This window comes from Oricola cellulosilytica (assembly GCF_019966575.1).
In the GTDB taxonomy this organism is placed as follows: Bacteria; Pseudomonadota; Alphaproteobacteria; order Rhizobiales; family Rhizobiaceae; genus Oricola; species Oricola cellulosilytica.
In genome coordinates, this window is record NZ_JAINFK010000005.1 from 373,851 (window position 1) to 396,817 (window position 22,967).

Annotated in this window: 22 protein-coding genes and 1 tRNA gene; 12 read left to right on the top strand and 11 right to left on the bottom strand. The window is 62.2% G+C overall.

The window, feature by feature from the left end:
• Positions 1-57: 57 nt before the first annotated feature.
• From LC298_RS14210 to LC298_RS14230, 5 genes are all read left to right on the top strand, one after another.
• Positions 58-909, top strand: a complete 852-nt coding sequence (locus LC298_RS14210; RefSeq protein WP_131570362.1) for a carbohydrate ABC transporter permease — start codon at positions 58-60, stop codon at positions 907-909.
• A complete protein-coding gene (locus tag LC298_RS14215) occupies positions 906-1,751 on the top strand; it encodes a carbohydrate ABC transporter permease (protein ID WP_131570359.1) in 846 nt (281 codons plus the stop codon). The genes LC298_RS14210 and LC298_RS14215 overlap by 4 nt, the downstream gene beginning before the upstream one ends.
• 24 nt (positions 1,752-1,775) lie before the next feature.
• Positions 1,776-2,819, top strand: a complete 1,044-nt coding sequence (locus LC298_RS14220) for an ABC transporter ATP-binding protein (RefSeq protein WP_131570357.1) — start codon at positions 1,776-1,778, stop codon at positions 2,817-2,819.
• Positions 2,816-4,096: an amylo-alpha-1,6-glucosidase gene (locus LC298_RS14225; RefSeq protein ID WP_131570355.1), complete on the top strand. Its 1,281-nt coding sequence runs from the start codon at positions 2,816-2,818 to the stop codon at positions 4,094-4,096. Before LC298_RS14220 ends, LC298_RS14225 begins: the two co-directional genes overlap by 4 nt.
• 130 nt (positions 4,097-4,226) lie before the next feature.
• Positions 4,227-5,129 carry a LysR family transcriptional regulator gene (locus tag LC298_RS14230; RefSeq protein ID WP_131570353.1) on the top strand — a complete coding sequence of 301 codons (903 nt, stop codon included), beginning with the start codon at positions 4,227-4,229 and terminating at the stop codon, positions 5,127-5,129.
• A gap of 2 nt (positions 5,130-5,131) precedes the next feature.
• Here LC298_RS14230 and LC298_RS14235 read toward each other — a convergent pair whose 3' ends face one another.
• On the bottom strand, positions 5,132-5,383 hold the full coding sequence (locus LC298_RS14235; protein WP_131570351.1) for a hypothetical protein: 252 nt from the start codon (positions 5,381-5,383) through the stop codon (positions 5,132-5,134).
• Positions 5,384-5,400: 17 nt separating this feature from the next.
• Here LC298_RS14235 and LC298_RS14240 point away from each other — a divergent pair, with 17 nt between their 5' ends.
• The gene (locus tag LC298_RS14240) at positions 5,401-6,249 is read left to right on the top strand and encodes a bifunctional allantoicase/(S)-ureidoglycine aminohydrolase (RefSeq protein WP_131570349.1); all 849 of its coding nucleotides are present in this window, start codon (positions 5,401-5,403) and stop codon (positions 6,247-6,249) included.
• Between the two features lie 36 nt (positions 6,250-6,285).
• On the opposite strand, the gene LC298_RS14245 is transcribed toward LC298_RS14240, so the two are convergent.
• The gene (locus LC298_RS14245) at positions 6,286-6,954 is read right to left on the bottom strand and encodes a GntR family transcriptional regulator (protein ID WP_131570347.1); all 669 of its coding nucleotides are present in this window, start codon (positions 6,952-6,954) and stop codon (positions 6,286-6,288) included.
• Positions 6,955-7,127: 173 nt separating this feature from the next.
• Between LC298_RS14245 and LC298_RS14250 the strand changes: the two genes are divergently transcribed.
• Both LC298_RS14250 and LC298_RS14255 read left to right on the top strand, forming a co-directional pair.
• The gene (locus LC298_RS14250) at positions 7,128-8,579 is read left to right on the top strand and encodes an NCS1 family nucleobase:cation symporter-1 (RefSeq protein ID WP_131570345.1); all 1,452 of its coding nucleotides are present in this window, start codon (positions 7,128-7,130) and stop codon (positions 8,577-8,579) included.
• Positions 8,580-8,696: 117 nt separating this feature from the next.
• The gene (locus LC298_RS14255) at positions 8,697-9,182 is read left to right on the top strand and encodes an ureidoglycolate lyase (RefSeq protein WP_131570343.1); all 486 of its coding nucleotides are present in this window, start codon (positions 8,697-8,699) and stop codon (positions 9,180-9,182) included.
• Positions 9,183-9,212: 30 nt separating this feature from the next.
• On the opposite strand, the gene LC298_RS14260 is transcribed toward LC298_RS14255, so the two are convergent.
• From LC298_RS14260 to bhcA, 6 genes are all read right to left on the bottom strand, one after another.
• Positions 9,213-11,492, bottom strand: a complete 2,280-nt coding sequence (locus tag LC298_RS14260; RefSeq protein WP_280176625.1) for an NADP-dependent malic enzyme — start codon at positions 11,490-11,492, stop codon at positions 9,213-9,215.
• 16 nt (positions 11,493-11,508) lie between these two features.
• A complete protein-coding gene (locus tag LC298_RS14265; RefSeq protein WP_131570341.1) occupies positions 11,509-11,856 on the bottom strand; it encodes a glyceraldehyde 3-phosphate dehydrogenase NAD-binding domain-containing protein in 348 nt (115 codons plus the stop codon).
• 32 nt (positions 11,857-11,888) lie between these two features.
• Positions 11,889-12,857, bottom strand: coding sequence for an iminosuccinate reductase BhcD (gene bhcD / locus LC298_RS14270; protein ID WP_131570338.1), 969 nt, complete (start codon positions 12,855-12,857; stop codon positions 11,889-11,891).
• Positions 12,858-12,929: 72 nt separating this feature from the next.
• A complete protein-coding gene (gene bhcC / locus LC298_RS14275; RefSeq protein ID WP_131570336.1) occupies positions 12,930-14,093 on the bottom strand; it encodes a 3-hydroxy-D-aspartate aldolase BhcC in 1,164 nt (387 codons plus the stop codon).
• A 16-nt stretch (positions 14,094-14,109) separates the two neighbouring features.
• Positions 14,110-15,060, bottom strand: coding sequence for a beta-hydroxyaspartate dehydratase BhcB (gene bhcB / locus LC298_RS14280; RefSeq protein ID WP_131570646.1), 951 nt, complete (start codon positions 15,058-15,060; stop codon positions 14,110-14,112).
• 31 nt (positions 15,061-15,091) lie between these two features.
• On the bottom strand, positions 15,092-16,282 hold the full coding sequence (gene bhcA / locus LC298_RS14285; protein ID WP_131570644.1) for an L-aspartate--glyoxylate aminotransferase BhcA: 1,191 nt from the start codon (positions 16,280-16,282) through the stop codon (positions 15,092-15,094).
• A 202-nt stretch (positions 16,283-16,484) separates the two neighbouring features.
• On the opposite strand from bhcA, the gene bhcR reads away from it, so the two are divergent.
• Complete coding sequence (gene bhcR, locus LC298_RS14290; RefSeq protein WP_131570334.1) at positions 16,485-17,306, top strand: HTH-type transcriptional regulator BhcR; 822 nt, start codon at positions 16,485-16,487, stop codon at positions 17,304-17,306.
• Between the two features lie 51 nt (positions 17,307-17,357).
• On the opposite strand, the gene LC298_RS14295 is transcribed toward bhcR, so the two are convergent.
• Positions 17,358-17,442, bottom strand: a tRNA-Leu gene (locus LC298_RS14295).
• 153 nt (positions 17,443-17,595) lie between these two features.
• Here LC298_RS14295 and LC298_RS14300 point away from each other — a divergent pair.
• The 3 genes from LC298_RS14300 (at position 17,596) to LC298_RS14310 (ending at position 20,298) form a co-directional block, all read left to right on the top strand.
• Entirely contained in the window at positions 17,596-18,375 is a 780-nt protein-coding gene (locus LC298_RS14300) for a competence/damage-inducible protein A (protein ID WP_199223324.1), read from the top strand.
• 181 nt (positions 18,376-18,556) lie between these two features.
• The gene (gpt, locus tag LC298_RS14305) at positions 18,557-19,054 is read left to right on the top strand and encodes a xanthine phosphoribosyltransferase (protein WP_131570332.1); all 498 of its coding nucleotides are present in this window, start codon (positions 18,557-18,559) and stop codon (positions 19,052-19,054) included.
• Positions 19,055-19,059: 5 nt separating this feature from the next.
• On the top strand, positions 19,060-20,298 hold the full coding sequence (locus tag LC298_RS14310; RefSeq protein WP_131570330.1) for an MFS transporter: 1,239 nt from the start codon (positions 19,060-19,062) through the stop codon (positions 20,296-20,298).
• A 69-nt stretch (positions 20,299-20,367) separates the two neighbouring features.
• Here the strand turns inward: LC298_RS14310 and LC298_RS14315 are convergent, their stop codons facing one another.
• Positions 20,368-20,946 (bottom strand): PDC sensor domain-containing protein, encoded by a 579-nt coding sequence (locus tag LC298_RS14315; protein ID WP_131570328.1) that lies wholly within the window; start codon positions 20,944-20,946, stop codon positions 20,368-20,370.
• A gap of 50 nt (positions 20,947-20,996) precedes the next feature.
• Positions 20,997-22,871 (bottom strand): methyl-accepting chemotaxis protein, encoded by a 1,875-nt coding sequence (locus LC298_RS14320; protein WP_428977566.1) that lies wholly within the window; start codon positions 22,869-22,871, stop codon positions 20,997-20,999.
• Positions 22,872-22,967 lie beyond the last annotated feature (96 nt).

The following is a 22,967-nucleotide window of genomic DNA, read 5'->3' on the forward strand; positions in this document are numbered from 1 at the left end:
CCCAGACCTGACGGCCAAGGGAGAGCGCCCTGCGCTCTCCCATACTGCTCGCGGAGGATGCCGCCATTGCCACGCCTTTTGCCCTATTTGCTGCTGCTTCCGGCCACGGCGTTCCTGTGCGTCTTTTTCCTCTACCCGTTCGTTCTTGTGGCGATGGAATCCGTCACACGTGAGGGGTCCTATTCCCTCGACAATTTCCAGCGGATGGTCTCACACTGGAAATTCGGCACTGCCATGCGCAACACGCTGCTGCTTGCTGCGGTCGTCGTTCCGGTCCAGTTGGCCTTGTCGCTCGCGATGGCCAGCGTCGTCACCAAACTCTCGACCGGCCGCAGCACCCTTCTCTACATCTTCGCGATCCCGCTCGGGATTTCGGACCTGGCCGCCGGCCTGATCTGGCTTGCGATATTCGAGCAGACCGGTTTTCTCAATTCCGCCCTGTACGGACTGGGGGTGATTGAGCAACCCGTGCTGTTCCTCAGCTATCAGAACCCGATGGTTATTTTCGCCGCCATCGCGCTTGCGGAAATATGGCGAGCGACGGCGATCATGATGGTCATCCTTGTCGCCGGCATGGGATTGATCCCGAAGGAATACGGCGAGGCCGCCGAGGTCTTCGGTGCCACCGCCTGGCAGCGGTTTCGAAAGGTTACCCTGCCGATGCTCAAGCCCAGCCTCCAGACCGCGCTGATCCTGCGCGTCATCCTCGCCTTCGAGGTTTTCGCGGTGGTGATCGCGCTCGGCGGGACGAACTTCCCGGTCCTGATGGAAGAAACCTTCCAGTGGCAGTTCACCCTGCAGGACAGGGGCGTCGCCGCCGCTTATGCCATGGTAATCCTAGGGATTTCCGTCGCCTTCACCATCCTCATTCTTCGGCTTCTGCATGTTCCAAAGGGGGCGAGGGTATGACCACCGCGACCGATACGGTTTCCGTGACCCGTGACGAGGTCCGCAGCGCCAGCAAGTGGCTGTTCGTCGCCGGCGTGGTGATGCTCTGCATCTGGGTGCTGTTGCCGATCTATTTCCTGATGATCAACGCCCTTTCCTCGCCCGAGGAAGTGACCTCGTTCCCGAAACGGATGTTCCCGTCTTTCGATCTTGCGTCGGTGACGTTCTTCTTCAAGTTCCAGGGGGTTCTGCGCGCGTTGTGGAATTCCGTACAGGTGGCAAGCCTTACGATGATCCTTGCGATCGGTCTCGGTGCGCCGGCCGGCTACGCCTTGTCGCGGTTCGACTTTCGCGGAAAGGAAGCGTTCCGCTTCCTGGTGATCATGACACGGGCGTTCCCCCTCCCCCTCCTGGCGCTCCCGTTGGCGATCATGTTCATACGCACAGGACTGGACGACACCATTTTGGGCCTGGCGCTGGTCCACGCCACACTGGCGTTGCCGTTTGCAGTGCTGATCACCTTTTCGCTGTTTTCCGGCATCCCGGTCGAACTGGAAGAAGCGGCGTGGACGCTGGGCTGCACCCGAATCCAGGCGTTCTACAAGGTAATTCTTCCACTGGCATTGCCCGGCATCGCCGCCTCGGCGGTCTTCGCCTTCGTCATCTCGTGGAACGAAGTATTCGCCGCCGCCGTGCTCACGATCCAGAACCGCACTCTCACGGCGTTTCTGTTGCAGAGCCTCGACGTATCGCCGCTGCCGCTAAAATTCGCGGGCGGCGCGATGCTGGTTCTTCCGGCTTTGATCTTCATCTTCGCCGTCCGCAAATACCTGTTCGCGATGTGGGGCATCGCAAACCGCTAGGAAGTTCGACTTAGGAAGCTCGACATGGCTGAAATTCGTATCAAGAACGTGGCGAAACAGTTCGGCGCCTTCACCGCATTGCATTCGGTGGACATGACGATCCGCGACCGGGAATTCATGGTCCTCCTCGGGGCATCCGGATGCGGAAAGACGACGCTCCTGCGGATCATCGCCGGCCTGGAGACCCCAAGCCAGGGCGAGGTCTGGATCGGAGACAGGCGGGTCGACAAGCTCCCGCCCCGCGAGCGCGGGATCGCCATGGTGTTTCAGAACTACGCGGTATTCCCCCACCTCACGGTGTTCGAGAACATCGCGTTCGGCTTGCGGATGGCCAAGCTTCCGCAGAGCGAGGTCGACCGCCGGGTGAAACGCACAGCCGAATTGATGCACATTGAACAGTTGCTGAAGCGCTACTCGGGCCAGTTGTCCGGCGGCCAACGCCAGCGGGTCGCCGTGGCGCGGGCGCTGGCGATGGAGCCGGACGTCATCCTGATGGACGAGCCGCTGTCGAACCTCGACGCGCTGCTGCGCCTCGAGATGCGCGCCGAACTGAAGGGGGTGCTTGCGGAAAGCAAGACCACGACGATCTACGTCACCCACGATCAGGTCGAAGCAATGTCGCTGGCCGACCGGATCTCGGTGATGAATGGCGGCTACATCGTCCAGTCCGCCGACCCGGTTGAGGTTTACCGCAACCCGGCGGCGCGCTTCGTGGGCAGTTTCATAGGCAATCCGCCGATGAACTTCCTGCCCGCAACCCGCGCCGGAACGAACCAGTGGACCGTCGCCGGACGGGTCGTCCCCGGCCCCAACGCTCCGCGCGACCGCATCGAGTTTGCCATACGCCCCGAAGACATGCGTCTTGGCGAAGACGGCATCCCCGCCACCGTCCGCGTGGTCGAGCCGCTCGGCGCGCACACCCTCGTCACCACCGACGTTGACGGCTCGATGCTGCGTGCCCTGGTCGATTCCGATCTGAGCGTCGCTCCCGGCGACCACCTGTCGCTGGTGCCCCAGCCGGACCGGGTTCGCTGGTTCGATCCCGAAACCATGGAAGCTGTGCGATGAGCGATGTCCAGACGCTGAGCCGGGATGCAGTCGACGTCCTGCGCGAGAACGATCGCGGCAACTATACGGTGCCTACAAAGGGGCTCTATCCCTTCCAGTGGAACTGGGATTCCTGTCTGACCGCTCTCGGGCTGTGGCACGTCGACGAGGATCGGGCCTGGCGGGAGATCGAGACGCTGTTCGCGCATCAATGGCCGGACGGCATGGTCCCGCACATCATCTTCCATGTCGACGACGACGGCTATTTTCCGGGCCCCTCGATCTGGGCGACCGGGCGCCCGACACCAACCTCCGGCATCACCCAGCCGCCCGTCGCGGGATTCGCGGTACGCAGGCTCTGGGACCGCGCCAGAAACCACGACGTCCTTTCCAGACGGGTGAAGGCGCTGTTGCCGAAGGTCGCGGCATGGCACCGCTGGTTCTTCGCCAACAGGGACCCGCAAGGCGAAGGGCTCGTCGCACTCCTGCACCCCTGGGAATCGGGCCGCGACAATTCGATCGACTGGGACGAGGCCTTCGAACGCGTGCCGACGGAAGGAATCGCGCCCTACATCCGGCGGGACACCCAGCACGCCGCCCCCGCTCACCGTCCGACGAAGGATCAGTACGACCGCTATCTCTGGCTGGTCGAGCATTTTCGCGGGCTCGGCTGGGACAACGCAAAGCTGCACGACGCATCGCCGTTTCAGATCGTCGACCCTGGCTTCAACGCCATCCTGCTCCGCTCCTGCACGGACCTGGCGGACCTTGCCGAAGCTCTCGGCGAAACGGCGATCGCTGCGGAAAACCGCGAGTTCGCCCGGCGCGGTCTAGCGGGGATGGAAAGCCTGTGGAGTTCGGCGCGTGGTCAGTACCTCTGCCGCGACCGGACCACTGGCGCGCTTGTCGAAAGCGCCTCGATCGGCGGTTTGCTGGCGGCCTTCGCCGCGATCCCCGGCGGACGGGCCAGGACAATCGCGGCGACGATCGAAACGCTGGCCGCCAAGGCGCGGTTTATCGTGCCGAGTCACAATCCCGACGACCCGCGCTTCGACGCCCGGCGTTACTGGCGCGGCCCGGTCTGGCTGATCGTCAACTACATGATCGCCGACGGGCTCGCACGCGCAGGGGCCGTGGCAACCGCGGAGCGGATCAGCGCCTCCAGCCTCGACCTCATCCGCGAAAGCGGCTTCGCCGAATACTACGACCCCACCGACGGTGCACCGCTCGGTGGCGGCAGCTTCACCTGGACGGCGGCAATGGTTCTGGAAATTCTCAACCCGCGAACAGGCGCGTGACGAAGCGTCGTCTGGAGGGCCGCTTCCACACAAGCTGGCGACGCTGCAGTCCGGCTCAGGCACGGCTTGAGTTTTTCAAAAATCCGGAGTAATTTTCAAGCCGTTTCGCAAATGTTTTGAAAATTGGCCCGTGTCCTACGTAAACAATCTGAGGACTTTCGTGCGTGCCCACGAACTGGGAAGCATGTCGGCCGCAGGAAGGGATCTTCGCATTTCCGCCGCCGTTGCAAGCAGCCGGATCGGCGAACTCGAGAAACATCTGGGTGTCCGCCTGTTTCACAGGACAACCCGGTCCCTGAAGCCCACGGAACAGGGCAAGGTTTTTTATGCCGGAGCGACTCGCGTTCTCGACGCGATCGTCGATGCCGAATCCGAGATCGGGGAGATTACCAAGACGCCCCGCGGCTCCATCTTTATCGCGGCGCCACTCGGTCTCGGCAAGAAACTCGTCGCGCCCTCCATCCCGGCGTTCAAGGAAAAGTATCCGGAGCTCAACATTCGCCTGCGCCTGTCGGACCGCAAGATCGACGTTGCCGGCGAAGGTCTCGACCTCGCGCTTGTTCTGGGGGAATTGTCCGACTCGAACATGCGCGTTCGGCATATCAGGGACTTCGACCGCGTGCTATGCGCCTCGCCCGGCTATATCGAACGACACGGCAAGCCGGCGCACGGGAACGAGTTGCTTGAACGCGATCACCAGTGCCTTCTGCTCCGCTATCCTGGCGCAAGCGAGTTTTTCTGGAACCTGTTGGTCGATGGAAAGACAAAGCGGTTCAACGTCGCCGGCCCCCTGGAGTCCGACGACGGGGACGTGCTGACCGGATGGGCGCTTGCCGGGTGCGGCATCGTCAACAAGCCGCGATTTGAGGTCGACGAACAACTGGCTTCCGGCGAACTGGTCGAGGTTGCCGGGGAAACGCCCCCCACACCAACGCCATTGTCCTGCGTCTATCCGCACAAGAGATTGCAGGATCCCAAGGCCCGCCTTTTCATGGACCACATTGTTGAATCCTGCGCGAAGCTTCTGGACTAGGGTCAGGCGGAACGCCGAGCCGCGAAAGCAGCGGCGGCTCGTGGGCGAGCTATGCTGAACAGGTTTTCCGGAACAGTGTTTCTTATTTTTTTTGAAAATAGGCCATGCCTTTTCTGATAAAATGAAAATTCAAAGATGGCAGCCACAAACATGGGGCGCGATTTTTGGAAACTTTCGAAGATCGCGTTGTGAACCGCTGCGAACTCGAAATCGAAACCGCGTGCGACCGGACCGAACGCATCGCCCGCCGTCATCTCAGGGACACCCCTCCATGCTGGATCAGACAGGGAAACACCGCTCGTACCACAATGTCGAGGGCGGACTGCCGCCGCAAACGCAGCTCATGACCGGGCGTGCCATTTTCACCGAGGCATATGCTGTGATTCCGGGCGGCGTAATGCGCGACATCGTAACCAGCTATTTTCCCCACTGGTCGAACACCCGCGCATGGATCATCGCGCGGCCGTTGTCGGGCTTCGCCGAGACGTTTTCCCAGTACGTCATGGAAGTGAAGCCGGGCGGCGGAAGCCAAAATCCGGAACCGGACGAAGGCGCCGAGGCCGCGATCTTCGTGACATCCGGGGAATTGACACTCACGATCGCCGGCACCCCGCACATGCTCAAACTCGGCGGCTTCGCCTATATCCCGCCGGGAATGGCGTGGACCGTCGAAAATCGCGGCAGCCAGGACGCCTGCTTCCACTGGATCCGCAAGCGCTACGACGCCGTCTCTGGGCTCGACGCCCCCGATCCCGTCATCGCCAACGAGCGCGAAATCGAGCCTGTTGCGATGCCCGATACCGGGGGCGCGTGGGCAACGACGCGCTTCGTCGATCCGGCTGACCTGCGCCACGACATGCATGTCACTATTGTGACCTTCCAGCCGGGGGGCGTGATTCCGTTCGAGGAAACCCACGTCATGGAGCACGGCCTCTACGTCCTCGAAGGCAAGGCCGTCTACAAGCTGAACACCGACTGGGTTGAGGTCGAGGCCGGTGACTTCATGTGGCTCCGGGCTTTCTGTCCGCAGGCCTGTTATGCGGGAGGTCCCGGACCTTTTCGCTACCTGCTCTACAAGGACGTGAATCGTCACCCGTCGCTGGGTCGTTATCGGCCCTGACGGCAAGCGTCATCAACCGTGTGACGCGCGCGACGGTCAGGGCGTGACGCCCCACCATCGCAATGTGTGGTGAAAGTGATCGCGGATCGCCACCGCCGCACGGTCCGCGTCTCGCGCCTCCAGCGCCGCAATAATCTCCAGGTGTTCGTCCATAGCGGAAACGATGCGGTCTGAGAGAAACGGCCGTGTATTCTGAATGATGGCGATGCGGTTGCGATTCTCCGCGTACAGCCGTGCGGCAAGGCGCGTTCCGAGGCCGCGCGACAGCGCGTCGTGCAGGGACAAATCCGTTTCCATCGCCCGCCGCGGCAGTTCGGGCGTTAAATTCGCCGTTGCAGCCTCGCGCAGCTTTTCGTGCGCGTCTCTAAGCCTGCCGAGCGGAATGTCGATACCCTTTTCGATCAGACGGCGCGCGCCTTCGCAATCGAAGATCGCACGCAGATCGAGGCATTCCCGGGTAGTTTCCGGCCCCGCATCCATGATCATCACGCCACGCTTGGGCAGAACCGTGACCAGACCCCCGCTTTCCGCGCGTTTGACAGCTTCCCGCACAGCCGCGAGCGGCAGATCGAGTTGTTCGACGAGCATGGGCATCGACATGAACGCACTGCTCTGCAGACTTCCGTCACGCAGCCGGGCAACAAGCGCGTCGTAAGCGCGCTCAGTCAGCAGATCGGACGTGCCGATCCTCGATTGGTCGTTCATGAAGGACATCCTCCGATTATCGCGATTATCCTGAAAGTCCTTCTTGGTATTTCGAGATATCGTAAGGTCAACATACCATGTAACATGTCAGGTGCAATTCTTGATGGCATGCCGTTCGGTGATTCGTTTTGCAAAAAGGGCCGAGACGGGCAGATCGGACTGGAGGAAGTCGCATGGCCACGATACAGAAAACAGGTGCCGGAGAAGGCGCCCTCTATAATGAGGACCTGGCTCCCTTGCCGCCCGAAAAGCGGAAATGGGGGTCATTTGAAATCTTCAACGTATGGAACAACGACATCCAGAGCCTGTTCGGCTATTCTCTGGCCGCGTCGCTGTTCATCACCTATGGCCTCAACGGTTGGGCCGTTTTCGCCGCCATCGTGATTGCAGGCTTCTTCGTGATGCTGCTCGTCAACCTGACCGGCAAGCCCTCGGTGAAATACGGCGTGCCCTATCCGGTCATGGCGCGCGCCTCGATGGGCGTCTACGGAGCAAGATTTCCCGCCCTTGTCCGCGGCATCGTCGCCATTTTCTGGTACGGCGTGCAAACCTATTTCGCCTCGACCGCGGTAGCCCTGCTGCTCAACACAGTCTTCGGACTGAAGGGCGGAGCGGAGTTTCTCGGCATGTCCGCGATCGGCTGGCTCTCCTACCTCATCGTCTGCGTCTTCCAGGTGGCGCTGTTCATGCGAGGCATCGACTGGGTCGGCAAGTTCCTGAACTGGGCCGGTCCGTTCGTGTACGCCGTCATGATCGCGCTTTGCATCGCGATCTGGTGGAAGGCAGGCAACGGCATCTTCGGCGCGCTCGGTTCGATCTTCGAGGGTTCGGAAGCGTCCGATCCGCGAGGACCCGTCGCGGCCTTCATCGCGATTATCGGTACGATGATCGCCTATTTTGCCGCGGTTATCATCAATTTCGGTGACTTCTCGCGCTTCGTGAAATCCGAAGGCGCGATGAAGGCAGGAAACTTCTGGGGTCTGCCGGTGTCGATGGCATTCTTCTCCTTCATCGCCCTCTTTGTCACGGCGGGCACTGTCGTGCTGTTCGGCGAAAAACTCGTGAACCCGGCCGACATCGTCGACCGCGTGGACAACGTTTTCCTGACGCTGATTGCAGCGGTGACCTTCTTTGCCGCAACCGTCGGCATTAATCTCGTCGCCAATTTCATCCCGCCGGCTTACGATATCGCCAACCTGAATCCCGGAAAGATTTCGGCCCGGATGGGCGGAGTTATCACGGCGGTCATCGCTTTCTTTATCGGCGCGCTGTGGGTGCCGCTTATCTCGAATATCGGCATCGCCGCCTTCGTCGATACGCTGGGTGCAATCCTCGCCCCTCTCTACGGAATTCTTGTCGCGGACTACTACATCGTACGCCGGCAGAGCGTCTCGGTTGACGACATGTTTTCCGCCGATCCGGCTGGCCAATATTTTTACGGAAATGGATGGAACGGCCGGGCGGTCGCCGCTTTCGGCGTGGCCGCTGTCTTTTCCGTGGCGACCGTCTGGGTTCCTGCCCTCGCACAGCTCTCCGGCTACGGCTGGGTGATCGGCGCGGTTCTGGGAGGGCTGTTCCACGTGGTGCTGATGCGCAGCACGGTTGCCGTCCCCCGCAGCGCCTGAGCGGGTTGGGGCGGCGCCAGGCCGCCCCGGCCCATACCCCGAGTGGAACACAACCATATCCGGAGCCGGCGGACGGTCCGCCGGCGGTCGGAAAGCCGACAGGCGGAGCCTCGAGCCATGTTGAATATGAAGCCGGAAATGCTCGACGCAGACGCGTTCCACCCGTACGGGCAAGTCATTGACAAGGAGCACGCGCGCTCGTTTCCCATCAACAGCGGAATGTGTACCCGCTATCACGATCTGGCCGAGATCGACGTAACCGGCCCGGGCGCGCGCCCGATCGTCAGCATTGTCACGGGTGAGCCATATGAACTCCCCGCAAGGATCCCGATGGTCGAACGCCATCCCTTCGGAAGCCAGGCGTTCATTCCGCTGTCATCGCGGCCGTTCCTCGTCGTCGTCTGCGACGATGACGATGGCACGCCGGCGAACCTGAAGGCCTTTCTGACTGCACCCGGTCAGGGCGTGAACTTCAAGAGGAACGTCTGGCACGGCATCCTGACGCCCCTGGAAGACACCTCGGATTTTGTTGTCGTGGATTGGGCCGGCGAAGGAACCAATCTCGAAGAGCATTTCTTCGACCAGCCCTACACGGTCGGCTGACGTTGGCCCTCCGGCGGCCGCATCCCGTCCTCACGCATAGGTCGACACGTCCGCCCCGGCGAGAGCCGCCATGTTGAGCAGGCCCCGCACGGTAATGGCCGGCGTGACGATATGGGCCTGGTTGCCCATACCCATCATGATCGGCCCAACCTCGAGACCGTTCGCCGCCGATTTCAGCAGATTGCGCGCCGCGCCTGCCGCATCCATGTTGGCGAAGATCAGCACGTTCGCCTTGCCGGACAACCGGGAATTCGGAAACAGCCGCTCGCGAAGTTCGGCGTTCAGCGCCGTGTCCGAATTCATTTCGCCCTCGTACTCGAAATCGAGGTCGCAAGTGTCCAGAATTTCCAGCGCACGTCGCATCACACGTCCGGACGGGCTGTCCAGATTGCCGAACTGAGAGCCCGAACAAAGCGCGACCTTCGGCGCGATACCGAAACGACGCACATGCCGGGCGGCCGCGATGACGGTGTTCGCCAGTGTGTCCGGGGTCTGCTCGATATTGATATGGGTGTCGGCGATGAACAGCGGGCCGTCTTCCAGGATCATCAGCGACAAGGCGCCAGCCGGCTTCAACTGGCTGGTGGCCAGGATCTGGCGCACATAGTTCAAATGCCAGTGATACTGGCCGAAGGTTCCGCAGATCATGCTGTCGGCTTCGCCCCGATTGACCATGATCGCGGCTATGGCCGTGGTGTTGGTTCGCATCACGGCCTTGGCGAGATCCGGCGTCGTGCCGCGCCGCTGCGTGACGGCGTGATAGGTCTGCCAGTAGTCCCTGTAGCGCTCGTCACTCTCCGGATTGACGATCTCGAAATCGCGGTCCGGCCGGATCGCCAGGCCATCGCGTTCGATGCGCGCGTTGATCACATCGGGCCGGCCAATCAGGACGGGCACGTCGACACGCTCTTCGATCATCGCCTGGGCGCAACGCAGCACCCGATCGTCCTCGCCCTCGGCGAAGACGATCCGCCTGTCGGCCTGGCGCGCCGCGTCGAAGACCGGGCGCATGATCATGGACGAGCGGTAGACCTGCGCCTGAAGGCTCTCCTTGTAGGTCGGGATGTCAATCGGCCGGGTGGCGACGCCGGAATCCATGGCGGCCTTGGCAACAGCAACCGCGATGGTCGGCAGCAGGCGCGGGTCGAAGGGCTTTGGGATCAGATATTCCGCCCCGAAGGTCAGCCGCTCGTCGCGATAGGCCTGGCCGACCTCCGCCGAGGTCGTGGCGCGGGCTATCCCCGCAATCGCCTCCACGCATGCGATCTTCATCGCATCGTTGATTTCGGTCGCGCCGACGTCCAGTGCGCCGCGGAAGATGAACGGAAAGCACAGCACATTGTTGACCTGGTTCGGATAGTCGGATCTGCCGGTCGCTATCAGCGCGTTCGGCTTACCCCTGCGCGCCTCTTCCGGCATGATCTCGGGCGTTGGATTGGCGAGCGCGAAAATCATCGGATTGTCGGCCATGCGGGCGACCATCTCTGCCGTCAGCAGACCTGGACCCGAAACGCCGAGGAACATGTCCGCGCCCTCCAGCGCCTCCTCGATGGTGCGCAACGTCGTGTCCTGCGCGAACATCTCCTTTTCCGGGGTCAATCCGTTCCGCTGCTTGTGCACGACGCCCTTGCTGTCGAGCATCAGGATGTTCTCGTGGCGGGCGCCCATCGTCATCAGCATCTTGAGGCAGGCAATGCCCGCCGCCCCGGCGCCGAGCGCGACGATACGGATATCCTCGATTTTCTTGCCGGAAAGACGCAGGCCGTTGACGGCTGCCGCAGACGCGACGATCGCCGTGCCGTGCTGGTCATCATGGAAAACCGGAATGCCCATGCGTTCGCGGCAGATGCGTTCAACGAGGAAGCAGTCCGGGGCCTTGATGTCCTCCAGATTGATCGCGCCGAACGTCGGCTCGAGCTTGCAGACGATTTCGGCCAGCTTCTCCGGGTCGGCCTCGTTGATCTCGATGTCGAAGCAGTCGACTCCCGCGAATTTCTTGAACAGGACCGCCTTGCCCTCCATCACCGGCTTCGATGCCTGCGCGCCGATGTCCCCGAGGCCAAGCACCGCGGTGCCGTTGCTGATCACCGCGACCAGGTTTCCCTTCGACGTGTAGCGGCGCGCATTGTTCGCATCGTCAGCGATCTGGAGGCAGGCCTCGGCCACGCCCGGCGAATAGGCACGGCTTAGATCGCGGCTTGTCGCCATCGTCTTGGTCGCGCGTATTTCCAGTTTTCCGGGCTTCGGAAACTCGTGATAGTCCAGTGCCGCCTGGCGTTCCATCGCGGCTTTTTCGCTGCTGTCTGCCATCTGCGTATCTCCCCCCCTAAAATTTGCGCGCTGCCATCATCCGGGCAACATCGATCATGCGGCTGGAAAAGCCCCATTCATTGTCATACCAGCCAAAGACGTGAACCTGATGCCCATCGGCCTGCATTGTCTCCGGCAACACGATCTTCGCCCGCAGGCTTGGACAATTGTAGGGTCGCGTCAATCGCCGAAACACTGGCGTCGTGACCCGGAGCGAGCCGGTGATCCGATCGCCCACTTGCGGCAGAAAATGGCGGAGCAGCCGGATGTCCGTAGGCAAATTTCCGGCAACGAGTTGCCTCAGGATCGTCCTGCCGATGCGGCCAAACCCGTTTATCGCAACCGTGATCGGTTTCCTGGCCACTCTCACCCCAAATACCTGCAGGACCTAAGGATTTAGGTCAGATCGACCTCGAGCGCCACACCCTTTTCAACGGCGAGATCGACCACTGCACCAGCGACCGCCAGATCCTGCAGGCCGACCCCGGTCCCGTCGAACAGAGTGATCTCGTCCTCGGCACGGCGGCCAGGCCGGTCGCCGTTGATCACCTCCCCGAGTTCGCCGACATCGCCCTCGGTCACCGAACCGTCCGCGATAGCGTGCTGGCACTCCCCGATGCTGATCGACTGGGCGACCTCGTCGGTGAACAGCGTGGCCCGCGCGACGAGCGCGGCTTCGACTTCCTGCTTCCCCTTCGTGTCGGTTCCCATGCAGGCCAGATGCGTTCCGGGTTTCACATGCCGGTCGAGGAGAACAGGCTCGAAGCTCGAGGTGATCGTCACGATCACATCCGCCTGTGCGCCCAGTTCTTCCAGTGACACCGCCTTGAAGGGCAAGCCGATCTCTCCAGCCGCTTTCGCCAGCCCGTCCAGCTTGCTCGCCGTCCGGTTCCACGCTACGACCCGCTCGAATCCGCGCTGTTCGGCGACAGCGCGCAACTGGAACGCCGCCTGGTGGCCCGCGCCGACAATGCCGAGCACCTTGGAGTCCCGGCGCGCGAGATGCGCGACGGAGACGGCTGCCGCTGCGGCGGTCCGTAGCGCGGTCAGCAGATTGCCTCCCACGACGGCGCGGCAGCGCCCGCTGTCGGCGTCGAACAGGAACACGGTCGACTGGTGATTCGTGATGCCCTTGGCCGCGTTGCCCGGCCAATACCCGCCGGATTTAAGCCCGAGATTGAGCGCGGCGCGGTCGAAGCCTGACTTGAAACCGTAGAGCGCGTCGGCATGGCCGATCGCCTCACGGATTACCGGAAAATTGGTAGCAGTGCGCTTCGCCATCGAGGCGAACACGCTTTCGACCGCGGTGAACGCGTCCGCGCGGGTTATCAGGGCGCCGATTTCTTTTTCGGGGACGATGATCATATGGCGTCTTTCCGTTGAATGCAGTCGGGGCCGGCGGCAACCGGCCCCGTCGATTTATGATCGCGCAGCGGATCAGTAGGCCTTGCCGCGCGCCGAAACCGGCCACAGCGTCTCGACCTTGCCGTTCCGCACACCGACATACCAGTCGTGGACATTGCATGTGGGATCGCAATGACCCGGAACGAGCTTCAGCTTTTCGCCGATCTTCAGGACGCCATTCGGATCGGCGATCACACCGTGCTCGTCGGAGCATTTCACATATTTGACGTCATCGCGGCCGAAGATGAACGGCAGCCCGCTGTCGACGGACTGGGCCTTGAGTCCGGCATCGCAGATCGCCTTGTCGGCCTTCGCGTGCGACATCACGCTCGTCAGGATGAACAGCGCGTTCTCCCACTCTCCCTGGTCGATGCGATTCCCCTTCTCGTCAAGAATGCGCCCGTAATCGGCGTCCATGAACGCATAGGAGCCGCATTGCAGCTCATTGTAGACGCCGGAATTCGACTCGAAATAATAGGATCCAGTGCCGCCCCCGGAAACGAGTTCGGGCTCCAGCCCCACGGCTTTCAGGCCTTCGACGGCGTCTTTCACCATCGCGATTGCGGTATCGAGCTTGGCCTTCCGATCCTCGTACTTATCGATGTGCTGCATTGCGCCCTGATAAGCCTGGATACCGGTGAATTTGAGGCCCGGCGCGGCGTCAATCGCCTTGGCGATCGCCACCACGGCCTCGGTTGTGGTCACGCCACAGCGGCCCGCGCCGCAATCGATCTCGATGAAGCATTCGATTTGCGTTCCATGGTTCTGCGCCGCAGCCGACAGGTCGCCCACATTGGCAATGTCGTCGACGCAGACGATGATGCGGGAACCGAGTTTCGGCAGCCGGGCAAGCCGGTCGATCTTGGCCGGATCGCGCACCTGGTTGGAAACCAGTATGTCCTTGATGCCGCCGCGCGCGAAAACCTCGGCCTCGGACACCTTCTGACAACAGACGCCGACGGACCCGCCCAGTTTCTCCTGAAGCTTCGCCACATCGACCGATTTGTGCATCTTGCCGTGGACCCGGTGGCGCATGCCGTGCCCCTTGGCGTAGTCGCCCATTTTCCTGATGTTGCGTTCCAGCGCATCGAGATCGAGCACGAGGCAGGGGGTCTGGATATCTTTTTCGTCCATGCCGGGAACGGCCGGGACATCGAAACCGACTTCCAGTTCGCTGAAATTCAAGGGAGCGTTCATGTTGTCTTCCTTCGGTTCAGGAGAGCCAGGGCAGCTTGTCGAGATCGACATTGCCGCCGGTGATGATGACACCGACGCGCTTGCCGGCGAAAAGCTCGCGATTGCGCAGAATCGCCGCCAGCGGCACCGCGCTGGAAGGCTCCATCACGATCTTCATCCGTTTCCAGATGAGCTTCATCGCGTCGATGATTTCCTGTTCCGACACTGTGAGAATGTCGGTGACGTGGCTGGAGACGAAGTGCCAGGTCAGTTCCTTGAGCGGCACTTTCAGCCCATCGGCCACGGTCGTCGGGGCGTCGTCCGCGATGATCCGCCCCGCCTTGAATGACCTGTACGCATCATCGGCCTGCTCCGGCTCGGCGGCGTATATTTTTACCGTGGGCGCGATGTTCGAAAGAGACAGGCAGGTCCCCGAGACCATGCCGCCGCCGCCGATCGGCGCGATGACGGCGTCGAGTGCCTCCACCTGCTCGGCGAGTTCGCGCGAACAGGTCCCCTGCCCGGCGATGACACGCGGATCGTTATAGGGATGAACGAATTCGGCCCCGGTCTCCGCCACCACCTCGGCGAAGACCGCCTCTCGCGACGACGTCGATGGTTCGCATTCCACCACGCGCCCGCCATAGCCGCGCACGGCGTCCTTCTTGGCCTGCGGCGCGGTGCGCGGCATCACCACCGTGCAGGGAATTCCGCGTCGGCCAGCCGCGTAGCTGAGACAGGTGCCATGATTGCCGGAAGAATGGGTGGCCACTCCCTTCGCGGCTTGCTCGTCAGTGAGGCCGAAGACCGCGTTCGAGGCGCCCCGCGCCTTGAATGCGCCGGCCTTCTGAAGATTTTCGCATTTGAAGAACAGCTCCGCGCCCGCCAGCCCGTCGATATGGCTCGACGTCAGCACCGGAGTGCGGTGGATATAGGGTCCGATGCGTTCATGAGCTGCCAGCATGTCGGCAAAGGTCGGGATGTCCATCGACGGCGCCTCCGGGTGAATGTTCATCGTCTCAGGCCGCCCATGCGTGAACGTCGCTCTCGCTCGCCCGGTAGAATTCCTGCGCTGCGGCGACACCCGCGCCTAGCCGGACCGGAAGACCGAGGTCGACCATTGCCATTTCCGCCGTGGCGATGCCGGACAGCGCCATCACGTCAGTCATCGAGCCGAGATGCCCGATGCGGAAGACCTTGCCCGCGACATCGCCGAGCCCCACTCCGAAAGCCACTTTGTACTTCTCGGCCGCGTGGTTGACGATGCGCGTGGCGTCAAATCCCGCCGGGGTGACGACCGCGCTGACCGTGTCGGATTGATAGCGGGTTTCCGTCGCGCACAGGCCGAGGCCCCATGCACGCACCGCCCTGCGCGCGCCCTCGGCGATACGGAAATGACGCGCGAAGACATTGTGCAGACCCTCGGACTCCAGCATTCTGATTGAGAGAGCAAGCCCCCTGATCAGGTTGACTGGCGGAGTATAGGGAAACCCACCGTTTGCGTTGCTTTTCAGCATCTCGCCGATGTCGAAGAAACAGCGGGGTCCGGTTGCGGCTTCCATCGCATCGAGGGCCTTTTCGCTGACTCCCAGAATCGCCAAGCCAGGGGGCAGCATGAAGCCCTTCTGCGATCCCGTGATGGCGATGTCGACGCCCCATTCGTCCATCCGGAAATCCATTGACGCGATGGAACTGACCCCGTCGACGAGGAGAAGGGCCGGATGATTGGCCGAATCGAGTGCCTTGCGGACAGCCGCAACGTCGGAGCGGACGCCGGTCGCCGTTTCGTTATGCGTGACGAGTACGGCGCGAATGGCGTGCGCCTTGTCGCCCGCGAGAATGCGCTCGAACTGGTCCGCCGGTGCCGGCTTGCCCCAGCTCTCCTCAACGACCTCGACGTCGAGGCGGTGACGCCGGCAGAGGTCGATCCAGCGGTGCGAGAACATGCCGTGACGGGCGGCGAGCACCTTGTCGCCCGGCGAAAGCATGTTGGTGACGGCCGCCTCCCATGCGCCGGTCCCCGTGGCCGGGAAAACGAGCGTTCTGCCGATCTCGGTTTTCAGAATGCGCTGGAGTCCCTTGAGCACGGGGCCCAGCATCTCGGGAAAGACCGATGAGCGGTGATCGATGGTCGGGAAGTCGATTTCGCGGCGCAACTCGTCCGGAATGTTGGTCGGACCAGGAATGAAGACGGGGTTCTGCGGAATCATCATGGGACCTCCCGGATTGGGCGCATTGCTGCGGCGCAATCACAGGCTACATGCGGAGGGATTCAGGCACAATTTTTTTGAAAAAGTTTTTCATTTTGCTGTCTTTCTTGTAATTAGCTGATTTCAAAAGGATTTGCATTTTTCATTCCGCAAAATCGTTTTTCATGGAGACGGATTAGAGCGGAAGACCGGAGACAGCACGATGGCGAAAACGATGAGCAGGGCCCGCGGCCGGCCCAAATCATTTCACGACAAGACCGAAAGCGTAACGATCCAGTCGCTCGACCGGGCGCTCGCGGTGTTGAAGATCGTATCGGATGGCTCCGGCATGTCGCTCACGGAGATAGCCGAAGCCGGAGATCAGTCGCCGGCGACCGTTTACCGCATCCTCACGACGTTCGGACTGCATGCGGTTGTCGACTTCGACGAGCGGACCCAGCTCTGGCACGTCGGCGCCGGTGCGTTTCGCATCGGCAGCAGCTTCCTGCGCCGCACGCGGCTGGTCGAACAGAGCCGGGTAGTGATGGAGCGGATGATGGTCGAGAGCGGTGAGACCGCGAACCTCGCCATCATCGACCACGGCGAGGTCATCTTCATCAGCCAGATCGAGACGCACGAGCCGATCCGTGCGTTCTTCCGTCCGGGCACGCGCGGACCGGTTCACGCTTCAGGGATCGGCAAGGCCATCCTTGCCTACCAGCCGATCGAGCAGGCCCGCGCGACCCTGCGCGGCGGCGCACTCGAGATGTTCACGGACCACACCATCGTCGCCGAGAACACGCTGCTCGAGGAACTGGATACGATAAGATCGCGCGGCTGGGCCGTCGACGACGAGGAGCGGACGAACGGCATGCGCTGCATCGCTGCGCCGATCTTCAACCAGTTCGCCGAAGCGGTGGCCGGTGTTTCGGTATCCGGCCCCACAGTGCGGATGACGGGAGGCCGCGATGCCGCGCTTGGCGAACTCGTGCGCCAGGCGGCCGATGAGATCACCGACGCGATCGGCGGGCGGCTGCCCGGCTGATCGTACGCCCGAAACCCGAACGGCCCGGAAGCGTCGGCGCACCCGGCTTCTTGGTGCCCCCTGCCGGACTCGAACCGGCACGGCCGAGGCCGAGGGATTTTAAGTCCCTTGCGTCTACCAGTTCCGCCAAGGGGGCAACCATTCCCGCCTAGCCGCTTGGCAGGCGACAATCAAGAAGCGAAGGCGACCGTTGCGCTCCGCCCCATACCGGCTTCGACCTCGCAGGGCAGGACAGCCCCGGGTTTCTTCCCGCTTCACAACATGTGGCAACCTGCCTAAGAATACCGGCATGACGCAACACCCGGAAAACCTGCCCGACGGCAGGCAACGCGACTCCGTGCCGATCGTCACCGCGGCCATGCTGGTGATCGGCGACGAGATCCTGTCGGGTCGCATTCGCGAAAAGAATGCCGGTCATCTGGCCGCCGTGATGACGGCAATCGGGATCGACCTGAAGGAGGTGCGCATCGTCGGAGATGACGAAAACGCGATCATCGAGGCCGTCAACGCTCTGCGCGTGCGCTACACCTACGTGTTCACCTCGGGCGGCATCGGCCCGACCCATGACGATATCACCGCTCCGTCCATCGCCCGCGCGTTCGGCCTGCCATGGGACTACGACGCCCGCGCGATGGAAATTCTCGGCTCGCATTACAAGCAGCGTGGCATCGAGTTCACAGAAGCGCGCAAGCGCATGGCGCGGATGCCGGAGGGCGCCTTTCACATCGACAATCCGATTTCCAGGGCGCCCGGATTTCTGATCGGCAACGTTCATGTGATGGCCGGCGTGCCGGCGATTTTTCAGGCGATGCTCGACAATGTCGTGCCGACCTTGCGCACGGGACGAACTCTGCTTTCGCGAACGGTGCATTGTCCCGTCGGCGAGGGAACGATCGGAGAAGCGCTGTCGGGGATACAGGACGATTACGCCGATGTCGCGATCGGCTCATACCCGAAATACGATGCCGGCAAGTTCTGGACCGAGATCGTTCTGCGCAGCAGCGACGAAAGCCGTCTCGACGCCGCCGAGGAGACCGTCCGCGCGATGGTGAACGAACTGGCTGGCTGACCGTGGCGCATCGATGACGGACCGTACCGCACCGCCGGGCCGACCCGAACATGTAAGGTCTCCACAGCTGAATGTCCCGACCGGTTAGGATGAGGCACTGTGGATGACGGCCAAGCTTGCTGGGCAGCGCCATTCCCGCTATGTCGCTCCCCACCTTCAATCCGACCGCCGAGACTGCCCTATGTCACTGCCCGAAAAAGCCTTTCCCGTTTCATGGGACCAGTTCCACCGGGACGCCCGCGCCCTCGCCTGGCGCATCGCAGGCATGGGCAATGGGTGGAAGGCGATCGTTTGTATCACCCGTGGCGGTCTTGTCCCCGCCGCGATCATTTCGCGCGAACTTGGCATCCGCGTCATCGAGACGGTCTGCGTCGCCAGCTACCATGACTATTCCAAGCAGGGCGAGATCGAGGTCTTGAAGGAAGTTCACGCAGAGCTGCTGGCCAATGACGGCGAGAACGTTCTTATCGTCGATGACCTGACCGACACCGGCAAGACCGCCGGTCTCGTGCGTGCAATGCTGCCGAAGGCGCATTTCGCCACCGTCTACGCCAAGCCCAAGGGCCGCCCGCTGGTTGATACCTTCGTCACCGAGGTCAGCCAGGACACCTGGATCTATTTCCCTTGGGATCTCGGCTTCAGCTACCAGGAGCCCATCGCCAAGGATCACGCCGGCTGACCACTGTGGAGCAAAGCCCTGCAGGGTCGGACCTGGGAAAGACCCGCGCCACCGTCTTTCTTCTGATCACCGTCTTCATCAACATGCTTGGCGTCGGCCTTGCATGGCCGGTTCTGCCGAAACTGATCCAGCAGATGGGTACCGGTTCGGTGTCGGAGGCCGCCGCCGCCTATGCGATCATCGGCACCGTCTATGCGGTCGCGCAGTTTTTGTTCTCTCCGCTGATCGGAACCCTGTCCGACCGCTTTGGGCGCCGCCCCGTCCTGCTCGTCACCCTCGCCGGCCTCGGCCTCGATTACCTGCTCACCGCTCTTGCCCCCAACCTTGTCTGGCTCGCCTTCGCGCGCCTCGCCGGCGGCATATTCGGCGCCACTGCGACCACTGCGAATGCCTATATGGCCGACGTCTCCACGCCGGAGAACCGGGCCCGCAATTTCGGTTATATCGGCGCGGCCTTCGGTATCGGCTTTGTGCTTGGCCCGCTTCTCGGCGGGATGCTGGGAGCGATCGACATCCGTCTCCCCTTCTACACCGCCGCGGCGCTGGCAGCATTGAACGTGGCGTTCGGCCTGTTGGCGCTGCCCGAGTCCCTCAAACAGGAGAACCGGCGGCCGGTGGCCCTGCGCGAGATCAATCCGTTCGCGGCCTTGAGGCGCATTGCAGCCTTTCCGGCACTGCTACCGCTGATGATCGCACTCTTTGTCACCGCGACAGCCCAGCGCGGACTCGAGGGCACGTGGGTGCTCTACACCGATTTCCGGTTCGGCTGGGGCGTTCGCGAGGCCGCCTGGTCCCTAGCCTTCGTCGGCGCCTTGTATTTCCTCATTCAGGGATTTCTGGTGGGCCCGGTCGTCGGGTGGCTCGGTGAATGGGCGACGGTGATCGCCGGATTTGCCGTAAGCGGCCTCTCCCTCGCCCTCTACGCGCTCGCGGACCAGGGGTGGATGGTCTATCCGCTGATCGCCGGTTACGCCGTCGGCAATGGCTTCGGCGGCCCCGCCCTGAATGCGATCTGCTCGCGCACGGTGGACGCCACGCGCCAGGGTCAATTGCAGGGAGCGCTGAATGCGATCAACGCGCTTGCCATCATCATTGGCCCGTTCCTCGCCTCGCTGGTTCTGGCTCACGTGTCATCGCCGTCGCCGGCGTTCGAATTGCCCGGCGCGTGGTTCATCCTGAGCGCAACCGCCTTCGCCGCGGCGACCCTGACCGCCTGGCGTTCCGCAAGAGTGCGGGAACGGTGAAAAGGCCGCGCCCGGCCAAAAAAGAAGGGCCCTGGAGGGCCCTTCGCACCATTCATCTGTAACGTTCGCTCAGAGCGAGTTGAGGTTCACACCCACTGTAACCGCGCCGATCGGGGCGCCGCCCTCGTCGGTGACGGTCATGCTGGCTTGGGACTGGAGCATCTGCGTCGATTCATCCTTCTCGGCCTCATCGACGAAAATCGCATTCGCGTCGCTGGCGCCATAAGTCTTTTGCCATTTGGCTTCGTCACCCTGCCAGTAATCCGACGTTACGTCGCTCTGGCCGACATTGAGACCTTTCGCGTCCATGACGAAAACTTCGGTGATCACACCGGAGGAGGCCATCTGCTTGTCGCGCAGAAACGCCGAGAGCGAGTTTGACAGGACATTGTCGATCAACGACTTGTCGCCACCGTCCACGCCGGCGCGCCATTTGTTGTCTAGCGCGACGATTTCCTCTTCGGAAAGACCGGAATTCGCCTCGTTCTGCGCCTTGACCGCTGCGATCACAGCCGGATCCTTCAGCCAGGGCATGACGCTCGCCTGTATGAATTCCTTCACCGCCGGGACGTGAGGGCCCTCTGCCTGAGCTGGATTTCCGGCGATGGCAAGTGCGGAAGCTGCGAGAATGATCTTGATGGTTTTCATGTGTTTCTCCTCGTTGAATTTTGATTTCACAGTGTTTGGTTCTCCCCGGTTCAGAAGTCCTCCCATTCGCTTGTATCCACCGCGAGCGCGTTGTTTCCCGCGACGGCGGGAATTGATGATTTTGCCGAACTGGCCTTGGAAGCGCATGCAGTGGCCGGTGACCGTTCCTCCGTCGAATCTCTGCCGGCTTGGATCGAGAAGCGCGCCAGCGCACGTGTCAGCTGCCCGCCCTGGGATTTCAGTTCCTGAGAGGCGGCGTTGGTTTCTTCCACCATGGCGGCATTCTGCTGGGTCGCCTCGTCCATGCTGACGACCGCCGTATTGATTTCCTCCAGACCGGTGGATTGTTCCTGGTACGCTCCGACGATCGCCTGGATGCGGTCGGTGATCTCGTTGACCTGCCGTTCAATGGAGAGCAGCGATTTCCCGGTCTGGTTTACGAGGTCGACTCCCGCGTCGACTTCCTTCCCGGATTCGCTGATCAGGCCGGTGATTTCCTTTGCAGCCCCGGCGCAGCGCTGCGCGAGTTCCCGCACCTCGTGGGCGACGACGGCAAAGCCTTTCCCCGCCTCGCCTGCCCGCGCCGCTTCCACGCCGGCGTTCAAGGCCAGAAGGTTTGTCTGGAAGGCGATTTCGTCGATGACGGAAATGATCTGGGCGATCTTTGAGGATGATTCCTTGATCCGGTCCATTGCCCCGATGGCGTCGCGAACCACGGCCGCCGAAGTTTCGGCATCCTGTTTTGTCTTCGTGACAAGCGTGCCCGCCTCGCCGGCGCGCTCGGAGGACTCACGAACGTTGGATGTCATCTCGTGCAGTGCCGCGGCCGTTTCTTCCAGTGCAGCGGCGGTCTGCTCGGTCCGGCGCGCAAGAGTATCGGCGGAATTTGCGATCTCGTTGGCGCCGGCGTCGACCGCCGAGGTTGAGGTTTTTATCTCGAGAAGCGTGGACGAAACGGCGTCGGTCATCTTGTTGAAGTCGGTCACGAGCTTTTCGAATTCCGGGCCGAGATCGTCGAGACGGTGTGTGAAATCGCCTGTTGCGAGCCGAGCGAGAACATCCGCCACCTGTGAGACGGCATCGCTTTGCCGCTGTGCGACGGCAACGGTCCGCTCGGCGTTTTCCGTACGCTCGGCCTCGAAGCCACGCCGCTGCTCTTCTGCCTGCCGGCTTTCTTCCTGCTGTTCGATGGACTTCGTTCTGAAGGTATCGAGGGCCCGCGCCACGACACCAATTTCGTCCCCGTTGTCCTGGTAGGAAATCTCTGTTGCGTAATCGCCTTCCTGAAGCCTGTTGATGCTCTCGCTCAGTGCGCCCAGCGGGGTTCCGATCAGCCGCCTCATCACCATGAGGAACACGCCCACCGCGATCGCCACGACCACGCCCTGAATGGCCAGCAGCGTCAGCGCGTTTCTCGACGCCGCGGCAAAAATGGAGCCCGTCGTCCAGGCGGTCACGACGTGGCCCGACGCCTCTCCGGTCGCCGATCTGGGAAGCGGCGCCACCACCACGACCAAATCCTCCGAGAGACGCTGGAAATCCGCCCTGGCCTCGTAGATCTCGTTCGGAAGCGCGTTCAGGTCGGCGTCCGTAAGCGTCGAGTGGCCGTCGCGCCGCCATTGGTCGACGATCGCGCCGTCCTTGTTGAGCGCTACGAACTGGACCATGTTGAGTGTGGCATCGTCACGAAACAACGAGTAGGCATCGCGAACGACTTCCGGCTTGTCCCATTTGATTCCGCCGGCTGCCAGCGTTGCGAATTGTTCCGTGTCGCCTTCCCATTTCGCACCGGCGCGTTCGACGGCCGTCTGCGTTTCGTTGATCCACGTATATGTCGCTATTGCCGCCACGCCGACGATGTTGGCGATCACCATCACGGCGGCCAGCTTGGCGGAAACGGAAAGATTCCGGAATTTATTCAGCATGAATGAGAACCCCCAACCCAGGACACCCTCGCCCGCCCCGAGGCGATCGGCATCGTGTCCCATAGCCATTCAAATGACATTCACGGGGGGTGCATG

Excerpts from the sequence above, each read along its gene's own strand:
- LC298_RS14260 (WP_280176625.1), bottom strand. The coding sequence starts at position 11,492 with ATGGCAGACAGCAGCGAAAAAGCCGCGATGGAACGCCAGGCGGCACTG.
- LC298_RS14220 (WP_131570357.1), top strand. The coding sequence starts at position 1,776 with ATGGCTGAAATTCGTATCAAGAACGTGGCGAAACAGTTCGGCGCCTTC.
- gpt (WP_131570332.1), top strand. The coding sequence starts at position 18,557 with ATGTCACTGCCCGAAAAAGCCTTTCCCGTTTCATGGGACCAGTTCCAC.
- bhcB (WP_131570646.1), bottom strand. The coding sequence starts at position 15,060 with ATGGACATCCCGACCTTTGCCGACATGCTGGCAGCTCATGAACGCATC.
- LC298_RS14210 (WP_131570362.1), top strand. The coding sequence starts at position 58 with ATGCCGCCATTGCCACGCCTTTTGCCCTATTTGCTGCTGCTTCCGGCC.
- bhcC (WP_131570336.1), bottom strand. The coding sequence starts at position 14,093 with ATGAACGCTCCCTTGAATTTCAGCGAACTGGAAGTCGGTTTCGATGTC.
- LC298_RS14235 (WP_131570351.1), bottom strand. The coding sequence starts at position 5,383 with ATGACGGCGGGCGATGCGTTCGGTCCGGTCGCACGCGGTTTCGATTTC.
- LC298_RS14255 (WP_131570343.1), top strand. The coding sequence starts at position 8,697 with ATGTTGAATATGAAGCCGGAAATGCTCGACGCAGACGCGTTCCACCCG.
- LC298_RS14215 (WP_131570359.1), top strand. The coding sequence starts at position 906 with ATGACCACCGCGACCGATACGGTTTCCGTGACCCGTGACGAGGTCCGC.
- LC298_RS14245 (WP_131570347.1), bottom strand. The coding sequence starts at position 6,954 with ATGAACGACCAATCGAGGATCGGCACGTCCGATCTGCTGACTGAGCGC.
- LC298_RS14240 (WP_131570349.1), top strand. The coding sequence starts at position 5,401 with ATGCTGGATCAGACAGGGAAACACCGCTCGTACCACAATGTCGAGGGC.
- LC298_RS14300 (WP_199223324.1), top strand. The coding sequence starts at position 17,596 with ATGACGCAACACCCGGAAAACCTGCCCGACGGCAGGCAACGCGACTCC.
- bhcR (WP_131570334.1), top strand. The coding sequence starts at position 16,485 with ATGGCGAAAACGATGAGCAGGGCCCGCGGCCGGCCCAAATCATTTCAC.
- LC298_RS14250 (WP_131570345.1), top strand. The coding sequence starts at position 7,128 with ATGGCCACGATACAGAAAACAGGTGCCGGAGAAGGCGCCCTCTATAAT.
- bhcA (WP_131570644.1), bottom strand. The coding sequence starts at position 16,282 with ATGATTCCGCAGAACCCCGTCTTCATTCCTGGTCCGACCAACATTCCG.
- LC298_RS14320 (WP_428977566.1), bottom strand. The coding sequence starts at position 22,871 with ATGCTGAATAAATTCCGGAATCTTTCCGTTTCCGCCAAGCTGGCCGCC.
- LC298_RS14225 (WP_131570355.1), top strand. The coding sequence starts at position 2,816 with ATGAGCGATGTCCAGACGCTGAGCCGGGATGCAGTCGACGTCCTGCGC.
- bhcD (WP_131570338.1), bottom strand. The coding sequence starts at position 12,857 with ATGATCATCGTCCCCGAAAAAGAAATCGGCGCCCTGATAACCCGCGCG.
- LC298_RS14315 (WP_131570328.1), bottom strand. The coding sequence starts at position 20,946 with ATGAAAACCATCAAGATCATTCTCGCAGCTTCCGCACTTGCCATCGCC.